This is a genomic window from Paenibacillus sp. FSL K6-0276 (genome assembly GCF_037977235.1).
Taxonomy (GTDB): domain Bacteria; phylum Bacillota; class Bacilli; order Paenibacillales; family Paenibacillaceae; genus Paenibacillus_AQ.
In genome coordinates this window covers 1,199,388-1,215,817 of record NZ_CP150276.1, presented here as the reverse complement: position 1 = coordinate 1,215,817, position 16,430 = coordinate 1,199,388, and the positions used below count along the sequence as shown (strand labels likewise).

At 46.4% G+C, this 16,430-nt stretch carries 16 protein-coding genes; 12 read left to right on the top strand and 4 right to left on the bottom strand.

Features of this window, described 5'->3' with window-relative positions:
• The first annotated feature begins 120 nt into the window (after positions 1 to 120).
• The 6 genes from MHH52_RS05405 to MHH52_RS05380 all read left to right on the top strand — a co-directional run bounded on the left by MHH52_RS05405 (position 121) and on the right by MHH52_RS05380 (position 6,523).
• Complete coding sequence (locus MHH52_RS05405; protein ID WP_340007119.1) at positions 121 to 1,275, top strand: phosphodiester glycosidase family protein; 1,155 nt, start codon at positions 121 to 123, stop codon at positions 1,273 to 1,275.
• A gap of 1,084 nt (positions 1,276 to 2,359) precedes the next feature.
• Positions 2,360 to 3,316 (top strand): WYL domain-containing protein, encoded by a 957-nt coding sequence (locus tag MHH52_RS05400; protein WP_340007117.1) that lies wholly within the window; start codon positions 2,360 to 2,362, stop codon positions 3,314 to 3,316.
• A 105-nt stretch (positions 3,317 to 3,421) separates the two neighbouring features.
• Entirely contained in the window at positions 3,422 to 3,880 is a 459-nt protein-coding gene (locus MHH52_RS05395; RefSeq protein ID WP_340007115.1) for an SRPBCC domain-containing protein, read from the top strand.
• Between the two features lie 273 nt (positions 3,881 to 4,153).
• On the top strand, positions 4,154 to 4,408 hold the full coding sequence (locus tag MHH52_RS05390; RefSeq protein WP_313641534.1) for a FeoA family protein: 255 nt from the start codon (positions 4,154 to 4,156) through the stop codon (positions 4,406 to 4,408).
• A complete protein-coding gene (locus MHH52_RS05385) occupies positions 4,405 to 5,136 on the top strand; it encodes a FeoB small GTPase domain-containing protein (protein ID WP_340007112.1) in 732 nt (243 codons plus the stop codon). The genes MHH52_RS05390 and MHH52_RS05385 overlap by 4 nt, the downstream gene beginning before the upstream one ends.
• On the top strand, positions 5,114 to 6,523 hold the full coding sequence (locus tag MHH52_RS05380; protein WP_313641531.1) for a nucleoside recognition domain-containing protein: 1,410 nt from the start codon (positions 5,114 to 5,116) through the stop codon (positions 6,521 to 6,523). Before MHH52_RS05385 ends, MHH52_RS05380 begins: the two co-directional genes overlap by 23 nt.
• Before the next feature lie 319 nt (positions 6,524 to 6,842).
• Here the strand turns inward: MHH52_RS05380 and MHH52_RS05375 are convergent, their stop codons facing one another.
• Both MHH52_RS05375 and MHH52_RS05370 read right to left on the bottom strand, forming a co-directional pair.
• Positions 6,843 to 7,523: a hypothetical protein gene (locus tag MHH52_RS05375; RefSeq protein ID WP_340007110.1), complete on the bottom strand. Its 681-nt coding sequence runs from the start codon at positions 7,521 to 7,523 to the stop codon at positions 6,843 to 6,845.
• A gap of 133 nt (positions 7,524 to 7,656) precedes the next feature.
• Entirely contained in the window at positions 7,657 to 9,066 is a 1,410-nt protein-coding gene (locus MHH52_RS05370) for a PLP-dependent aminotransferase family protein (RefSeq protein WP_340007108.1), read from the bottom strand.
• A 164-nt stretch (positions 9,067 to 9,230) separates the two neighbouring features.
• Between MHH52_RS05370 and MHH52_RS05365 the strand changes: the two genes are divergently transcribed.
• Genes MHH52_RS05365 through glpX form a run of 4 tightly spaced genes read left to right on the top strand, consistent with a single transcriptional unit; the run spans position 9,231 to position 12,724 of the window.
• A complete protein-coding gene (locus MHH52_RS05365) occupies positions 9,231 to 10,181 on the top strand; it encodes an EamA family transporter (protein ID WP_340007106.1) in 951 nt (316 codons plus the stop codon).
• Positions 10,182 to 10,184: 3 nt separating this feature from the next.
• Entirely contained in the window at positions 10,185 to 10,865 is a 681-nt protein-coding gene (locus MHH52_RS05360; RefSeq protein WP_340007105.1) for a CBS domain-containing protein, read from the top strand.
• Between the two features lie 12 nt (positions 10,866 to 10,877).
• Positions 10,878 to 11,684, top strand: a complete 807-nt coding sequence (locus tag MHH52_RS05355) for a pyruvate, water dikinase regulatory protein (RefSeq protein ID WP_340007104.1) — start codon at positions 10,878 to 10,880, stop codon at positions 11,682 to 11,684.
• A gap of 44 nt (positions 11,685 to 11,728) precedes the next feature.
• Entirely contained in the window at positions 11,729 to 12,724 is a 996-nt protein-coding gene (gene glpX / locus MHH52_RS05350; RefSeq protein WP_340007101.1) for a class II fructose-bisphosphatase, read from the top strand.
• A gap of 82 nt (positions 12,725 to 12,806) precedes the next feature.
• Here glpX and MHH52_RS05345 read toward each other — a convergent pair whose 3' ends face one another.
• Entirely contained in the window at positions 12,807 to 13,475 is a 669-nt protein-coding gene (locus MHH52_RS05345) for a general stress protein (protein WP_340007099.1), read from the bottom strand.
• Between the two features lie 202 nt (positions 13,476 to 13,677).
• Here MHH52_RS05345 and MHH52_RS05340 point away from each other — a divergent pair, with 202 nt between their 5' ends.
• Together MHH52_RS05340 and MHH52_RS05335 are read left to right on the top strand one after the other, a co-directional pair.
• On the top strand, positions 13,678 to 14,526 hold the full coding sequence (locus MHH52_RS05340; RefSeq protein ID WP_340007097.1) for an AraC family ligand binding domain-containing protein: 849 nt from the start codon (positions 13,678 to 13,680) through the stop codon (positions 14,524 to 14,526).
• A 91-nt stretch (positions 14,527 to 14,617) separates the two neighbouring features.
• Positions 14,618 to 15,610: an aldo/keto reductase gene (locus MHH52_RS05335; RefSeq protein WP_340007095.1), complete on the top strand. Its 993-nt coding sequence runs from the start codon at positions 14,618 to 14,620 to the stop codon at positions 15,608 to 15,610.
• Between the two features lie 82 nt (positions 15,611 to 15,692).
• Here MHH52_RS05335 and MHH52_RS05330 read toward each other — a convergent pair whose 3' ends face one another.
• On the bottom strand, positions 15,693 to 16,424 hold the full coding sequence (locus MHH52_RS05330; RefSeq protein ID WP_283910468.1) for a ZIP family metal transporter: 732 nt from the start codon (positions 16,422 to 16,424) through the stop codon (positions 15,693 to 15,695).
• Positions 16,425 to 16,430 lie beyond the last annotated feature (6 nt).

Sequence of the window (16,430 nt, the reverse complement as noted above, 5' to 3'; positions counted from 1 at the left end):
ATTCTATCAGACCTTCTATGAGCATTCAAAAAATCAGGATTATCCATGTTCTAGAACTTGAGGTATAATAAACCTTATCGTTTTTTACAACAGCTACAAGATAAGGAGATTTTGTTTGATATGAAAAAGTTACTGTTCTCTTTCTTTCTCGCATTCCTACTATTGATTCCGGTCTTCACAATTTGTCCGTTCACTGCAGGCGCTGCTTCTGTTCCTAAAAACACCGTGTATGTGACCAAGAATAATCACTCGTACATCCCGCTACGTCTCTTAAACAATCTCACCGGTATACATGCTGAATGGAATGCTAGTGACAAACGTATAACCATTACGAACGCAGACACTAAGATTACACTTACTCTAGGACAAGCAGCTGCGCTCGTCAACGATAAGCCAGTTACACTAACCGACTCCGCTTTTAGTGATAACGGTACGGTATATATCCCTTTGTCTTTTGTCAGCAAAACGCTGGGCTTTCAATTAGAGTGGAATCAGGAAGCCTCTTCTGTAACCCTTACTAATAACGATATTTCATCGACTGTTCCTGTACAGACTGGCGCACTTATCAAAGCAGATTCCTCCCCCGATGTCAGTGCTAGTAAAACTTTCAAGGTAGGTGGCAGATCCTTCAAAGCCCAAACGGTTACGGTATCCCTACTGCATCCTAAAGTGAAGCTCGACGTTGTACTAGCAGGCAATACGGTGGGAAAAGTGGAGGAACTGAGCAGTCTAGCCAAGCGCAATAATGCCGTAGTTGCTATTAATGGTACGTTCTTTGATGCCTACACTAAAGGGGCTTACAAAGCTCCTTACGGTTATATGGTTAGTGGTGGAAAAATGCTCAAAAATAGCTCCGGGGATCGCCGCACGATTTTCACCTATGACAGCAATCATCTGGCCTCGCTTATTCCCGGACTAGAGTTTACGAACCATTTTGCTTCCGGATCTATAGAAGGGGCGCTCCAAGCCGGACCACGTCTGCTTGTGAATGGCAAGGTATCCCTTAATGTCGTGGCAGAAGGCTTCAAGGATGCCAAAATCTTAACAGGCGGTGGAGCCCGCAGCGCACTTGGCCTCACTCGCGACCACAAGCTAATTCTGCTGACCACTGGTGGAGCTACTATCCCACAGCTGGCAGAAATGATGAAACAGGCTGGTGCGTATCAAGCCATGAATCTAGATGGCGGCGCATCAAGCGGACTTTATTACAATGGCAAATACCTCACGCCCCCAGGACGTCAGATCAGTAATGCGATTGTGGTTAAATATCAATAGATCATCCTAATCAGCGTCTACGTACGAGCGTTGTGCTACGTTTCGTTTTTCGGCTTCTAAGAATACTTTTTTTGATGCTTCTATTGTAGTTTGTGCAATAGAAGTATTCTTTTTTATAGGTAATTGGGATTCTGTTGTACTTTGTGCATCAGAATCTGGTCTTTTAGTGATAATGATACGTTCTTATAACAATTGATCGCAGAATGTGCAATAGAAGCAAATTCCAACGTCTTTTTGATAGAATTTATTGTACAAAGTACAATCAGAGGAGCGTGTGACTTCTGTATGGCCTCTGTTTAATCTCTGTGCGATCTCTTATGTGACTTGTGTAACTCGCGTGACTTGTGTGACTTGTGTTTCCTCTGCGTGACTTTGATGCAACCTCTATCTGACCATCTATGCGGCCAATTCCCATCTTACTCTTCTTAATTGAGGGGACTCTTGTACTCCACTTTGCGTACTCTGTTCCGTATATCCCAAAACCATAGGAGCTCATAAGCACCTGTTAACTGCAAAAAGTGCACTATTCCTCGTGATACTCTCTCAAGATTTTTTTAGTTGTATTTCGTGCAACTAAATTCCTGATTTTCCTTTCTCAGCACCGAATCTCCACTTTATAGCTGCACTAAGTGCAACTAAAGGATCGGAATGAGCTATTTTGGCAGAAATAAATGTATAAACTACACTTAAATCTGCGACTTTGGCTGAAATGTACCCCTTCAGCCTGCTAATCCCCCCAAGTGTCCCTCGTCTGCCGCTTCAAATTTCTCTCCCTATCAGCTCTATCAAACTTCCCAAACTTCCCAAACTTCTCAAACTTCTCAAACTTCTCAAACTATTCAGTCCCTCCTCCCTCAAACCTCATATTATTTTTCGGTATCAATTCTCCCTTTTTGCATCACATTCCTTGTCCGTGTTACTGTATAATCGTGGGGCCAGTAGAATATTTATGGCGACTCGGAACTTATGGTAGGAAACGTATGGTTAAACAGTAATAAGATCATATCGAAAGGATTCTGGCTGATCTATGAGCATTTTGCTATAGTTGAATTACTAATTTCTGTAGCAAGGAGGCTCCTGATTAATGTCCAAGGCCGACCATATGTTATCCATTCTATGGATGCTCAAGCAGCGGGGAAGAACCGCCGGAGAACTAGCGGAAGCGTTAGAGATCAGTGTCCGCTCCGTATACCGTTATATTGATGCGCTATGCATCAGTGGTGTACCCGTTATCGCGGATAGCGGAACTGGCGGCGGTTACAGCTTACCGGAACATTTTATCGAAGCTCCATTATTCTTTGACTCTGAAGAGCAGCGTTCCCTTCTACAAGCTTCTTCCTTTGCCCGGGGAACCGGATACCCTTATGTAGAAGCTCTGGACCGAGCCATTTCCAAGCTGAAAAGGTATAGCAATGCGCAGCAATTAGAACAGATGGAGCGCCACGAGAACGGTATTGAGAGTATCCACTCTCCTTCTCTGCCGCTTACACATCTGATTCAAGAGTTGGAATTGGGGACAGCGAACGGACACACCCTGCAAATGGAATACAATAAGAGAAATGGCGGTACTGTATCCTCCCGTGCCATTGATCCTTACGGTCTAGTTCTATGGAAAGGACAATGGTACACCGTAGCTTACTGCCATCAGCGACAAGAAATTCGCAGTTTTCGGGTCGATAGAATGGTTGAATTGCACCGCACAGAAGCGATCTTTACCCGTCCCACTGATTTCTCTGCACGTGACTTTTTGTTAAACAGCTTACTGCCTGTACGCAATACCGAGGAGACACTAGTTACAGTAGTCATCGCATCAGAAGAGGGAATATTGAATGATCTATGCAGTCATTGGCTATTTGGGCATACGCTGGTCCAGCGCAAAGACGGACAAGCCCGCTTTCAAGTGGACGAAACTTCTTTACTGACTTATGTACCGTACTTTCTGTTACCTTATGGAACCACATTACGCATCATGGAGCCTCTAGCTCTGAAACAAAAGCTGTCTTCTATAGCCACCGATCTGGCAGCTCATTATAGAACTTAAGATATTATTTTTAGGATCACTGACCGTAGTTGTCAGTGATCTTTTTGTATAGTGTAAATGAGTCTGAGGGAATAAATGAAAGTACAAACCAAGGAGGAATTACGAATGAAAGAACTTCACTATGAATTTTATATTGGCGGAACACCTGAGCAGGTATGGGAGACTTTGATCTCTCCGGAAGGTACTAAACAGATTTACTACGGGAGCGTAATCCATTCAACCTTTAAAGAAGGCGAATTGCTGGAATACATTGGTCCCGGTGCAGATGGCGATGAAACGATACATGTATATGGTACTCTGCTGGAGTTCACTCCACAAAAAGCATTGCGCTTCACGCATAAGGTCGGCCCCTCCTATCATAAGGGTACAGAAAGATATGAATCGCGTATATCTTGGCTGCTTGAACCGGTGGGTGGAACTACTAAGCTTACGCTTATCCACGATGAATGGCATCCTGATGATCCTTCATATGCTGGCAGCATCAGCGCTTGGTGGCAGGTTCTAAGTAATACTAAAACCTTGGTGGAGACCGGACGTACACTTGATTTTGGCAGCTGGACATAACTTCACGGCAAATTAAACTTAGATTTGACTGTTCCAATTAAAGACAAGCTTATGAGACTCAACCTTAGCCCCTCGGACGGAGAGCACAAGCCTTCTTTCCGTCAGGGGCTTTTTTTTCTGCCTAAATTTATTTTGCCTTAGGGAAACATTTTTGTTGCAAGGACAAAGTTGTTCACATATACTAATATTGTGTCAGACTACAAAAAAGGTTCTAATGCACAAAATAAAAACCATAAAAATACAAATATATGATAAATGAAAGAAGGGGATCTTATGTCTGGAACTAGTATTCCATTATCAGAAGCGGCTAAAGGCAGCACGCTGCGAATCAGCGGCATTGAAGTTCAGGGTGTACTTAGAAGAAGATTACTGGACCTTGGGTTTGTAGTCGGTAATGCCGTAGAGGTGTTGCGACGCAGTCCATTAGGAGATCCTATAGCCTTTCGAGTATGCAACACGACCATTGCTCTGCGTAGAGAAGAAAGCTCTTTAATTTTTGGTGAATTAATCGGAGGTGTAGAAGCATGAGTCATTTCACAGTCGCTTTTGCAGGCAATCCTAACACTGGCAAAAGCACGCTATTCAATCTGCTAACCGGAATGCGCCAGCATACTGGAAACTGGGCAGGTAAAACCGTCATTACTGCCGAAGGTGAGTTCAAGCACAAAGAACATTCGTACCGCGCAGTAGATCTCCCAGGTACGTACTCCCTGTACTCGAATTCCGCTGATGAAGAAGCGGCTAGAGATTATATTATTTTTGAACAGCCCGACGTTACGCTAGTAGTGCTTGACGCTACTTCGCTAGAACGCAATCTTAACCTTGCCTTGCAAGTGCTGGAGATTACCGGAAGGGCTGTTGTCTGCATCAACCTCATTGATGAAGCCCGTAAACTAGGTATCGACATCAACCTGAAGCGCATCTCCAAACGTCTCGGCGTGCCTGTCGTTGCGATATCGGCTCGAAATAAAATCGGTATTGAATCGTTATTGGATCAGGTGGAGCGAGTCGCTACAGGCGCATTCACTGCACAACCACTACGTATTACTTACAATGAGGAGATCGAACGAGGAATTGCAGAGCTTACACCACTGGTAGAACAAACCATCGGCACCAAATATCCGGCTCGCTGGATTGCACTGCGCCTGCTCGACGGTGATGACAGCCTGCTAACTTCGCTTAAAGAGAATATGAAGAATAAAGATTTACCTGAAGCAAAGGAGGTCATCGGTCATGGAGTCACCGCATATCACTAAAGGATTAGATCCTCTAGATTCCTTGCTGTCCACAGCGAAGAAGCTCGCTGACGGCGGAGCGATACGTGATGAGATTGTCAGCGGCATTTATGGCGTATCCGCAGGCATATGCGGAGATGCAGTCACTTATCAAGATAAGAAGAAGCTCAACAGCACTTATAAACTCGATAATATCCTAACCTCCAAAATATGGGGATTCCCCATTATGCTCGCCATCCTCGGTATTGTGTTCTGGATTACGATTGCCGGAGCCAACTATCCTTCAAGCTGGCTTGCTACTTTCTTCGGCTTCATTGAAGGTTATCTGACTGCCGGATTCGAGGCTATCAATGCCCCAGCTTGGCTACACGGCGTGCTTGTTCTCGGATTATATCGAGGAACCTCATGGGTAATCAGCGTCATGCTGCCGCCAATGATGATATTTTTCCCAGTGTTTGCGCTACTTGAGAATTTCGGGTATCTGCCGAGGGTTGCTTTTAACATGGACCGGTTGTTTAAAAAATCAGGAGGTCACGGCAAACAAGCTTTGACCATGTCCATGGGTTTCGGCTGTAATGCCGCCGCGATCCTCTCCACAAGAATCATCGAATCGCCGCGTGAACGGATGCTCGCGATCCTAACCAACAATTTCGTTCCATGTAACGGCCGCTGGCCGACATTGATTCTATTGTCTTCTTTATTCATGGCAGGAGCTGCTACGACAGGCGCACTCCGTTCACTTACAACCGCCTCTGTACTCATGGGGATGGTGCTAATCGGCATCGTTGTTACCCTGACGGTTTCCTGGGTCATGTCCAAAACAGCGCTGCGCGGTGTTCCAACACATTACACCCTGGAGCTCCCACCCTATCGCCGGCCGCAAATTTGGAAAACCATACTTATTTCCTCCAAAGATAAGTCCCTAAACGTACTTACTCGGGCAATCGTTATTGCTGCCCCTGCTGGGATTATCACCTGGATCTTAGGCAACCTGTTTATTGGCGGAGATTCTGTCCTGAATCATATGGCTGCATTCTTCGACCCATTTGCACAACTGCTCGGCATGGATGGTTTTATCATCATGGCCTTTATTCTCGGACTTCCCGCGAATGAAATCGTACTGCCCATCCTGCTTATGGGCTATATGTCCTCAGGAGCTATGGTCGATATCGACAGTCTTGGAAGCATCAAAGATGTCTTTCTATCACACGGCTGGACTTGGCTGACTGCACTTAATATGATGTTATTCTCCCTGCTCCACTATCCTTGCGGCACCACACTCGTGAACATTTACAAGGAAACGAAAAGCATGAAGTGGGCTGTTCTCTCAGCTGTCATCCCGCTCGGCATTGCCATCGGGGTTACCTTCGCCGTCGCTCAGCTTGCTCGGTTGTTCGGGTGGGTGTGATGTAGGCTTACGGCCTAAATTCACCTCATTTCACAGAATTCTGGCCCACTTGAAACTAAGTTTAAGGGAATTCTCCCTATAATTCGGACCTTAAAAGAGCACATTGAACTTTTTGCGGAATTTCTCCCTATAAACTAGTGGATTATTACCAAAACGGGCAATTCCCGAAGATTTACATGGAGGATTTCCCTGAATATTGATGATATCGAGTAAAACAAGATAAATTACAGGGAGGATTTCCCTAATTATTGATGATACTTAAGGTCAAACAAATAAGCGGTCGCCCGAATAACTCCCGGGCGACCGCTTCATTACATCATCATTTCTTTCGCGTTCCACCATTTCTACGACGGTACAACACAGCACCAACTATAGCTATCAGAACGATAATTACTCCACTGATCCCCACATTAACAAGTGGAAAGGAATCGTTGTCCTCAGCTGGTTTCCCCGTTAGATCAGACTCATTACTCCCAGCTCCTGATTTTGGTGAAGTATTCGATGTTACCTCCGGAGAAGCTGTGGGTGACCCTGCCGATATACTAGGTCCAAGCTTTTTCAGATCCTCCGATGCCGAAGCAAGTAACTTCGTTCGACTGCATAAACTGGCCACTAGTTTACCTGAGTCCCCTTCGTCACTAGCATAAGCATAGACGATATAACTTTCCCCTTCCACGAATTCAAAACCGCAGCTGGCAGACGATAAAGCAGTGGTCAATGTAACTTTATTCCCCTTAACCCCTTTCCAGCTTGAATCGACGTCAAAGGTTACTTTTACTGGATCCGCGGATGAGATTATAGTCCCCTTTGGCTCCTTTATGTCCACTACTTTCCCAATAAAGACGGCTGAACTTGACTCCAGCGCCTCAAGTGGCTCCGCAGGTACAACACAGGAACACGCATAAGTAACGGAGGGGCGCACCGTTAGCAAGGCCATAAATATTAGCGTTATACTTAGGAACATCATTAGTGGATTGCGGAAATTGGCCTTAAACATCATAATAACCTCCTTCTTTACCCTACAGACGGAATAGAAGGAGAAAGTGTTACAGCAATTTCCAAAGTAGTTATACAAGTCTAGTAAATTCCGTCCGAATTGGTCTTCATTAATCCCTCATGTCTACTGTACCTACTCATAACCCTCGAGCGATTGCAATCAACCGCTGGATTCCTTCACGCAGCACCCCTTCACTTGCGAAGGAGTAGCTTATTCGAATCCTCGACTTCATCTCCCCGAGCGGATCAAACAGCTCCCCAGGAACAAAGGCGATCGACTGCGCGATACTTGATGCAAATAACCTATCCACCGAAAGATGGTCCGGCAGCTTCACCCATAGATTTAATCCACCTTGCGGAGGCTTCCACTCCCACCCAGTCGCAGCCAACTCCTCCTCTACGATTTCCTTATGCACCTGAAGCGCAATGCGTAGCTTACCAAGGTGCTGCTGCAAGCGTCGTGAAGTATAGTAATGTAGGAATATTTTCTGGTTGAGCAGCGGAGTACCATTGTCCGCGAGTGATTTGGCCGTGATCAAGCGCTCCATAAACGGATATCGGCAAGCCACCGCACAGATCCGTAAGCCTGGGGCCACATATTTACTGAAGCTGCTAATATAGATCACCCAACCCTCGGTATCGTAAGCAAAAAAAGGCGGCGGTGGCTCCTCTTCAAAATACATATCGCGGAACGGATCATCTTCGACCAACAGACAGCGATAACGTTCGGCCAGCTCTACCAACAGTTTGCGTTGCTGCGCTGGCACCGTATATCCAGTTGGATTATGATGGGTCGGATTGATATAGAACATGCGTGGCCTATGCTTTTTCATCAAAGCTTCTACCTTTTCTAAATCATAACCTGTCGGAGTAATCTCAACCGGAACTAGCCTCGCCCCCTCCCGGCGAAAAACATCCATAGCCACACTGTAGGTTGGTCGCTCCACAAGTACTGTGTCCATAGGCCCGAGTACAATTCGTGCAATCAGATTGATCGCCTGCTGCGCACCCGAAGTGATAAGCAGCTCTTCTGAGGATAGCTGTAGCCGATGTTTCTTCCGAAAATGACGACTTAGCGTCTCTCGTAGCTCGGCATCCCCCTGAACCGAAGAGTACGTCCCCATTACCTTGGGATATAAATCGAACACTTTTTTGACATAGTCAGATAGAAAAAGATTCGGCAAGAGGCCCGGATCAATCAGCGCTTGCGAGAACTGATACTTAGCAGGCACTCTCTGTATATCCGAAAGAGGATTAGTGAGCGCATAGGCAGACACTGCTGCGCCCTCTTCTACAGTAGGAAGCAGGCTTTCTGGCGACATGTAATAACCTGATTTATCTTTTACATAAACTTTTCCATCCTCCGTCAGCATTCTATACGCTTTGAATACCGTCAGTCGGTGTACCTTCAATTCCTCAGCCAGCAGCCGTATAGAAGGAAGCTTATCATGTGCCCCCCACTCTCCTCGCTCCATGCGATTCACCAGAAATTCATATACCTGCCGAAACAAGGGATGATTATGCTCCACACCCGCTGACTTTTTCACCTCACTGCAACTCCTCTCCGAACATCCTAATCCTATTTACAGTATTGTACACGATTTCCGAATTGATCTGTTCTACTCTACATAATCTGTTCTGTGTTCTCCCCTATATGATTAACAGCATGCTTCAATATTGGCTATATAAACACATTAAAGGGGACCTCATAATGATCTTATTTGCTTACGCTCTTGTATGTCTGATTTTTGGCACGACCTTTCTAGCAATCAAAATCGGTGTGGATGCCGGTGCGCCGCCCTTCTTCTCAGCAGGCTTACGTTTTTTTGTTGCGGGCGCTGTTCTATTTATATGGATGGTCTGGAAACGCAAGGCTAGCTTCTCCCTACTCCTGCGCAAAGAAATGCTCTTCACTGGGTTTGCGCTGACCTTCGGAACCTTTGCAGGTCTCTACTGGGCTGAACAATATGTATCTTCTGGGCTTGCAGCCGTACTCTCTGCCACTGGTCCGATCATGATTCTGTTGCTCCAAACCTCTATTCTTCGTCAAAAAGCACCTGCCATCTCCCTATATGGTTGTATCATCGGATTGACTGGCGTACTGCTGCTCGTTCTTCCTAATCTTGTCGTTGATATTTCACCGTTATGGCTCATCGGCTGCACAGCTGTCCTCATTGGGGAATGCTGTTACGCGGTAGGTGCGATTTATTCTAAAAAAGTAATCAATAGTATGCCTGAGGTCTCCCCAATCGCACTAAATGCAGCCCAAATGATGTATGGTGGAGTGTTGTTATTCATTCTTTCCTTAGCCACCGAAAATGTACATCCTGAGTTTCTCCTCTCTTACGAGACTGCAGGTTCACTGCTTTATCTGATCGTAATCGGCTCAATGGTCGGTCATTCGTTGTTCTACTGGCTCGTCGCTAAGACAAATCCTGTGTTTCCTTCTACCTGGCTCTATATCTCTCCACCGATTGCCGTAGGGGTTGGCTTTTTCTTTTATAATGAGGCCGTGAATTGGGTTACGATCCTCGGTGTATTCACCATTATTGCTGGGACCATCCTGGTCAACGCTGACGCCTTGAAGCAATTAATGCTAAAGCGTAGGATCAGCACTTCTGCGTCAAGCAAAAACGCCTTCGGCGTCCCTAAAAGACGGTAAGCGTTGAGGAATGCCTTTTTATCTGAAGTGGAGGGAATTGCGATCGAACTGACATCACGTCAACTAGAAATCATTGATATTGTGAACAAAAGAGCTCCGATTACCGGCGAACAGATTGCCGAATGTCTGAATTTAACACGGCCAACGATTCGCTCCGATCTCTCTGTTCTGGTTATGCTCAAATATATCGATGCTAAACCTAAAGTCGATTACTTCCCGGGACTCAAATCATCCAATCGTCTGGGAAGCAATTATTTATTGCAAGAGACAAAGGTTAAAGAGATTCAAAGTGTGCCTATTATTATCCGTGAGACTACTACGGTTCAAGATGCTGTAGTTACGCTGTTTCTACAAGATGTTGGCACCCTTATTATTTGTGATGAAGAGGGCAAGCTCACCGGTGTTGCTTCACGTAAGGATTTCCTAAAGGTAACCCTTGGCAATCCGGGTGCTGTCTCCATGCCCGTAAGCATGGTCATGACACGCCAGCCCAAAGTAGTCACAACTTCACCAGATGAGACGGTGCTTGATGCCGCACATAAAATGATTTTTCACGAGGTAGATAGTTTACCGGTAGTTGTTCCCAGCGCCACTGAAGACAGTGGTACGAAACTGGATGTCATAGGACGTTTGACGAAAACTGCTATCGTAAAACTTCTCCTCGAAGTTGAAGCCAAAGGATAACAGGAGGAATTCATGAGCATCGAGCAATCTTCCAACCTAATAACGATATGCTCAGATTCTATAGGAGATACGGCGGAAGCTGTCGTGCAGGCCGTCATTCACCAATTCCAGAATCAGCAGATCACCATCAAAAGATACGGGAACATTAGACATGAAGATGAGCTCCGGAAGCTTATGGAAGAAGCCGCCCAGCATCAAGGTTTTGTCGTCTATACACTGGTGCAGCCGGAGCTAAGAGAAATGATTAAAGAAGAGGCTGTACGACTTGACCTTCGTATCGTAGATATCATGGGCCCCATGATGCAAGCTTTCATCGATACGTTTGACGATGCTCCACAGCAGCGGCCGGGTCTATTGCACCAGCTTGATGAGAACTACTTCCGCCGCATGGAGGCTATCGAATTCACTGTTGCCTGTGATGATGGCCGCGATCTCGGCGCTATGCTAAAAGCCGATATCGTTCTGCTAGGAATGTCCCGTACCTCGAAGACACCGCTTAGTATCTTTTTGGCCCATCGGGGGAAGAAGGTCGTTAACTATCCGATTATTCCAGAAATTGCTCCTCCGCAAGAGCTGTTAAGCTTGCCGCCGAACCGACTGATCGGACTAACCATGAAACCGGAGTGCATGCTGAAGATTCGCTCCGAACGGCTGAAGGTGCTGGGGTTACCGACTGGCTCCCAATATGCAAGTCTGGAGCGGATCACAGAGGAGATGCAATATGCCTCTTCTCTGTTCAATAAGCTAGGCTGTCCTGTAATCGATATTACCGACAAAGCTATAGAAGAAACTGCCGGCATTATAATGGGTTATATCTAACATTCGGATTATAAAATATACGGACTGCACTGGAGGGAATTAGAATGGATCGCGAACTGGCTCTTGAGATTGTACGGGTAACTGAACTAGGTGCATTATCCTCAGCTCGCTGGATCGGGCGAGGAGATAAAAATGCGGCAGATGATGCAGCCACGACTGCCATCCGCTCCATGTTTGACTCGGTCTCCATCGACGGAACCGTCGTCATTGGTGAAGGAGAGATGGATGATGCGCCAATGCTCTATATTGGCGAGAAAGTCGGGAATCAAAAGGGGCCTTCTGTTGATGTAGCCGTCGATCCTCTGGAAGGCACCGAAGTGGTAGCCTGTGGTCTGCACAATGCCCAATCCGTGATTGCCATAGCAGATAAGGGCAGCCTGCTGCATGCTCCAGACATTTATATGGAGAAACTCGCTTGCGGTCCTGAGCTTGCCGGGAAGCTTAGTCTTGAAGACCCTGTAGAGGTCACTCTCCAGAAAGCATGCCTCTTCAGCGGCAAGTCCCTCTCCGAGCTAACCGTAATGGTACTTGACCGCAAACGGCATGAGCAGCTCATTCATAGCCTTCGAGAAGCGGGTGTACGGATTAAGCTGCTCGGTCACGGAGATGTAGCTGGCGCTATTGCGGCAGCCCTGCCGGATAGCGATGTCGATTTGTACATGGGCTCCGGCGGAGCACCTGAAGGCGTCCTTGCCGCAGCTGCACTGAAATGTCTTGGCGGAGAAATGCAAGGCCGACTACTTCCTGATGGACCTCTGGAGCAGCAGCGCTGTGTGCGCATGGGAATTGCCAATCCTACGCGAGTGCTGTACATGGAGGACATGGTTGGCACGGGCGACGTACTCTTTGCCGCTACCGGTGTAACCTCAGGTGAATTCCTGAACGGTGTTCGTTTTATCGGCAAAGAACGCGCCGAGACGCATTCGGTCATCATGCGGGCACAGAGCCGAACGATCCGCTACATCCGCAGCATTCATTTCCTTCCTGGCAAAGAAATACCGGATGGACAGACCGTTAGACAGAATGTTGCCTCTTTATAAAATCACAAAAAACAGGCTATCTCACCAGCTCACCCATGGCTAGTGAAATAGTCTGTTTTTTTACGATATAGCTAATCTTTACTTATTTATTTCTAATACGCTCACTCGCTAAGGTATCCATGGCATCCAAGGTTCCGGTAGCTTGAGCTAGATTTCTCGCCTCTTGTTGATCAGCTGCCCGGAGCGCATCGCTTTCCTTTACACTACCATCATAATTTCGATTCTCAGCTGTATTTATTTTAGCAATATCCTCAAAACGCTCCGCGTTCAGACTATTGTACTGTATGAAGATCCGCTTCACTTCTTCCTCCTTCTGCTCGCCCTCCACATCCACCATTACAAGAATATGTCCTACGTCCACGTAGTTATTGTAACTCTCTGCTTCCGCCTCAGGAACTCCAAGACCAATAAGCCCGCCGACCAAACCGCTGCTGCCAGCACCTATCGCCGCTCCAGCCAGTGTTGCCGTAAGAGGTCCAACTGCAATAATCGGTCCTATGCCAGGAATGGCCAAAGCGCCAATCCCCATCAAGAGCCCTGTCACTCCACCCAGCAGACCACCAGTCGCCGCACCAGTAGCCATACCTTCCGGTACTTGGGTACCTGATTCGTCTCGAAGCGTATCCGCATGCTCTTTATTTCTCGCGATAATCGAAATGTCCTCCGTTCTGCAACCTTGACGCTTCAATTCTTCAATAGCTCTCGAAGCCTCGTATTCGGCGGCAAAGACACCCACTATTCTCTTATTCAACTCCATTACCTCCTATTGATGTAGTTAGCTCATACGTTCAGCTTCATAGCTTACTTAACCAAACTGGACAGGGATAAACTAAGATCTTTGAATTTGCTAACAATTCTGAGTTAATATTCCTTCTAAAATATGCTGTATAATAGAAGACAGCGGGTAAAATCACCCTTGATTAACTCTATAAAAGAAAGTGACTGAAGCATTCATGGCGATTTTCAATTACAATTCTGAGCGGCCCTACAGGAGCAATCCCGATCTGCATCTCCATTATTGGGGGCGGGAGCATTGTCTTCCCGGACATTATTTCGGACCCGGGGTTCGTGACGTATACAAAATACATTTCATTCATGAGGGAGCAGGCAAGGTATCTGTGGGTGAACAGACCCATATTCTACAAGCGGGACAAGCTTTTCTTACCTACCCTCATATCGTTACTTCTTATGCAGCAGACCTATCGAATCCCTGGACCTATTCCTGGGTAGCTTTTACCGGAGAACAAGTGGAATATATTTTATCCAAAACTTCCTTGTCGCCTGAGCAGCCGATCTTCCCGATGGATGAACAGCTTATGCCTAATCTCTACAAGCGCCTGACACAAGCAGCCGACACTTCGGATTGTCTTGACCTGCCGCTGAAAGCGATTATGTATGATTTCTTCTCCCTCTTGCTTCAAGCGGTGCCGGCTGTTACGGATGTACTTCCTTTACCACGTCAAAAGAGTATTTACGTCGAGCAAAGCCTGCACTTTTTGCATACGCATTATTGTGAGAATATTTCGGTGGAGATGTTATCTTCTTCTCTCAAGCTGGATCGCAAATATTTATCTTCCTTATTCAAGCGGACCATTGGTATGCCACCGCAACAGTATTTATTAAATTACCGAGTCGCCAAAGCATGCGAGCTTCTGACAGAGACCCTTTGTACCATCGGTGAGATCTCGCGTTCCGTCGGCTATCAGGACCCCTTACTCTTTTCACGAATGTTTAAGAAGGTGAAAGGTTGTTCTCCAAAAGAATACCGTGTCCGTCATCTCGAAAATGACATTGTGCTATAAACTTCTTCCTTGCTGACATACGTTTGTCCGGGATCTTTCGCTACAATAAGGACGTAACGTAATCAGAAATAAGTCTTTTTAGGAGGAAATAATGATGTATAACGCAAGCGCTACCAGATATGACAATATGAAATATAACCGCACTGGAAAAAGCGGTCTCCTCCTTCCGGCGATCTCGCTAGGACTATGGCATAACTTTGGCGGCAACGACTTATTTGAGAATGGTCGCGCCATGGCAAGAAGAGCTTTCGATCTTGGAATCACTCATTTTGATCTCGCTAATAACTACGGTCCGCCAGCTGGCTCCGCAGAAGAAAGCTTTGGTCAAATTCTTAAGAAGGATCTGGCTCTTTATCGAGACGAAATGGTCATCTCTACAAAGGCCGGATATTATATGTGGGCTGGCCCTTATGGCGAATGGGGCTCCAAGAAATATCTCGTCTCCAGCCTAGACCAAAGCTTGAAACGTATGGGACTTGATTATGTAGATATTTTCTATCACCACCGTCCAGATCCAAATACACCACTTGAAGAGACCATGGCTGCGCTGGATCTCATTGTACGTCAAGGTAAAGCGCTGTATGTAGGGATCTCGAATTACGGACCTGAACAGACACGCGAAGCGGCACAAATTCTGCGTCGACTTGGAACGCCATGCCTGATTCATCAACCTAACTACTCCATGATGTCTCGCTGGATTGAAGATGGCTTGCAGGATGTATTGGCTGAGGAAGGTATCGGTTCGATTGTGTTCTCCCCACTACAAGGAGGCATTCTGACCGACCGCTATCTAAACGGAATCGCTCCTGATTCTCGTGCTGCTGGACCAAGTGTATTCCTGTCCGAGAATGCCATTACTGAAGAGGCGATCGGCAAAGTTCGCAAACTGAACGAGATTGCTGCAGCACGTGGACAAAAAATGTCTCAGCTAGCGTTATCTTGGGTACTCCGCGGAGGTAAAGTCACTTCAGCTTTGATCGGCGCAAGTAAGGTGAGCCAGATTGAAGATGCAGTCGCTTCCTTGAATGCACCGGAGCTAAGCGCAGAAGAGCTGGAGCAAATCGAGACGATTTTGCGAGGATAATTCCAGATTAAACTATAAAAACGGCCAATGAGGTCAGGCAGCTTAAGCTGCTCTGGCACTTCATGGGCCGTTTTTTTCCTACTCATCCAAAAATCTGCGTAATATACACCATAATTAATAATCCAAAGATAAACGAATACGTCGAAGGCCGTTCATAACCATGACCGTGACTCTCCGGAATAAGCTCCTTGTAGACGATGAATAGCATAGCCCCGGCTGCAAAAGCAAGACCATAGCCCACTACATTCTGTAGGTAACTCGCCGTAAAATACCCAATAACCGCAGATACCATTTCCATAAGTCCGGTAAGCGTAACGATTCCCAAGGCCTTTAGCTTACTTGTTCTAGAATTCATCAGAAAGACTGCGAGAATCAATCCTTCTGGCATATTTTGCGCACCAATTGCTATCGCCACGGTAGGACCCAGACTCGCCTGTTCACTAGCATAACTGAATCCCGTACTAAGCCCCTCTGGTATGTTGTGAATGAACAGCGCGATCATAACGAGCAGCGCCTTCGAATCCATATTGGTATATCCAGGTTTATTCTCCACATCGATATGCGGGATGTTTTTTTCAATTAAATCAAGCAGCAGCACTCCTGTAATCAGGCCCAAGGTTAAAGCGATAATCCCCGACTCTTTAATCGCTTGGGGCATGAGTCCAAATGTAGAAGCTGATACCATTATACCTGCAGTAAAAGCAACGAGAACGTCCTTCCATTTCTCTGATAACCTCTTCACGAACAGGATCGGAAATGCTCCAAGAACCGTAGCCATTGCTGATACAAAGCTGCCTATAAGCGCAGTTTCCAAACCTTC

Coding starts and splice junctions, on each gene's coding strand:
- MHH52_RS05405 (WP_340007119.1), top strand. CDS start 121: ATGAAAAAGTTACTGTTCTCTTTCTTTCTCGCATTCCTACTATTGATT.
- MHH52_RS05400 (WP_340007117.1), top strand. CDS start 2,360: ATGTCCAAGGCCGACCATATGTTATCCATTCTATGGATGCTCAAGCAG.
- MHH52_RS05395 (WP_340007115.1), top strand. CDS start 3,422: ATGAAAGAACTTCACTATGAATTTTATATTGGCGGAACACCTGAGCAG.
- MHH52_RS05390 (WP_313641534.1), top strand. CDS start 4,154: ATGTCTGGAACTAGTATTCCATTATCAGAAGCGGCTAAAGGCAGCACG.
- MHH52_RS05385 (WP_340007112.1), top strand. CDS start 4,405: ATGAGTCATTTCACAGTCGCTTTTGCAGGCAATCCTAACACTGGCAAA.
- MHH52_RS05380 (WP_313641531.1), top strand. CDS start 5,114: ATGGAGTCACCGCATATCACTAAAGGATTAGATCCTCTAGATTCCTTG.
- MHH52_RS05375 (WP_340007110.1), bottom strand. CDS start 7,523: ATGATGTTTAAGGCCAATTTCCGCAATCCACTAATGATGTTCCTAAGT.
- MHH52_RS05365 (WP_340007106.1), top strand. CDS start 9,231: ATGATCTTATTTGCTTACGCTCTTGTATGTCTGATTTTTGGCACGACC.
- MHH52_RS05355 (WP_340007104.1), top strand. CDS start 10,878: ATGAGCATCGAGCAATCTTCCAACCTAATAACGATATGCTCAGATTCT.
- glpX (WP_340007101.1), top strand. CDS start 11,729: ATGGATCGCGAACTGGCTCTTGAGATTGTACGGGTAACTGAACTAGGT.
- MHH52_RS05340 (WP_340007097.1), top strand. CDS start 13,678: ATGGCGATTTTCAATTACAATTCTGAGCGGCCCTACAGGAGCAATCCC.
- MHH52_RS05335 (WP_340007095.1), top strand. CDS start 14,618: ATGATGTATAACGCAAGCGCTACCAGATATGACAATATGAAATATAAC.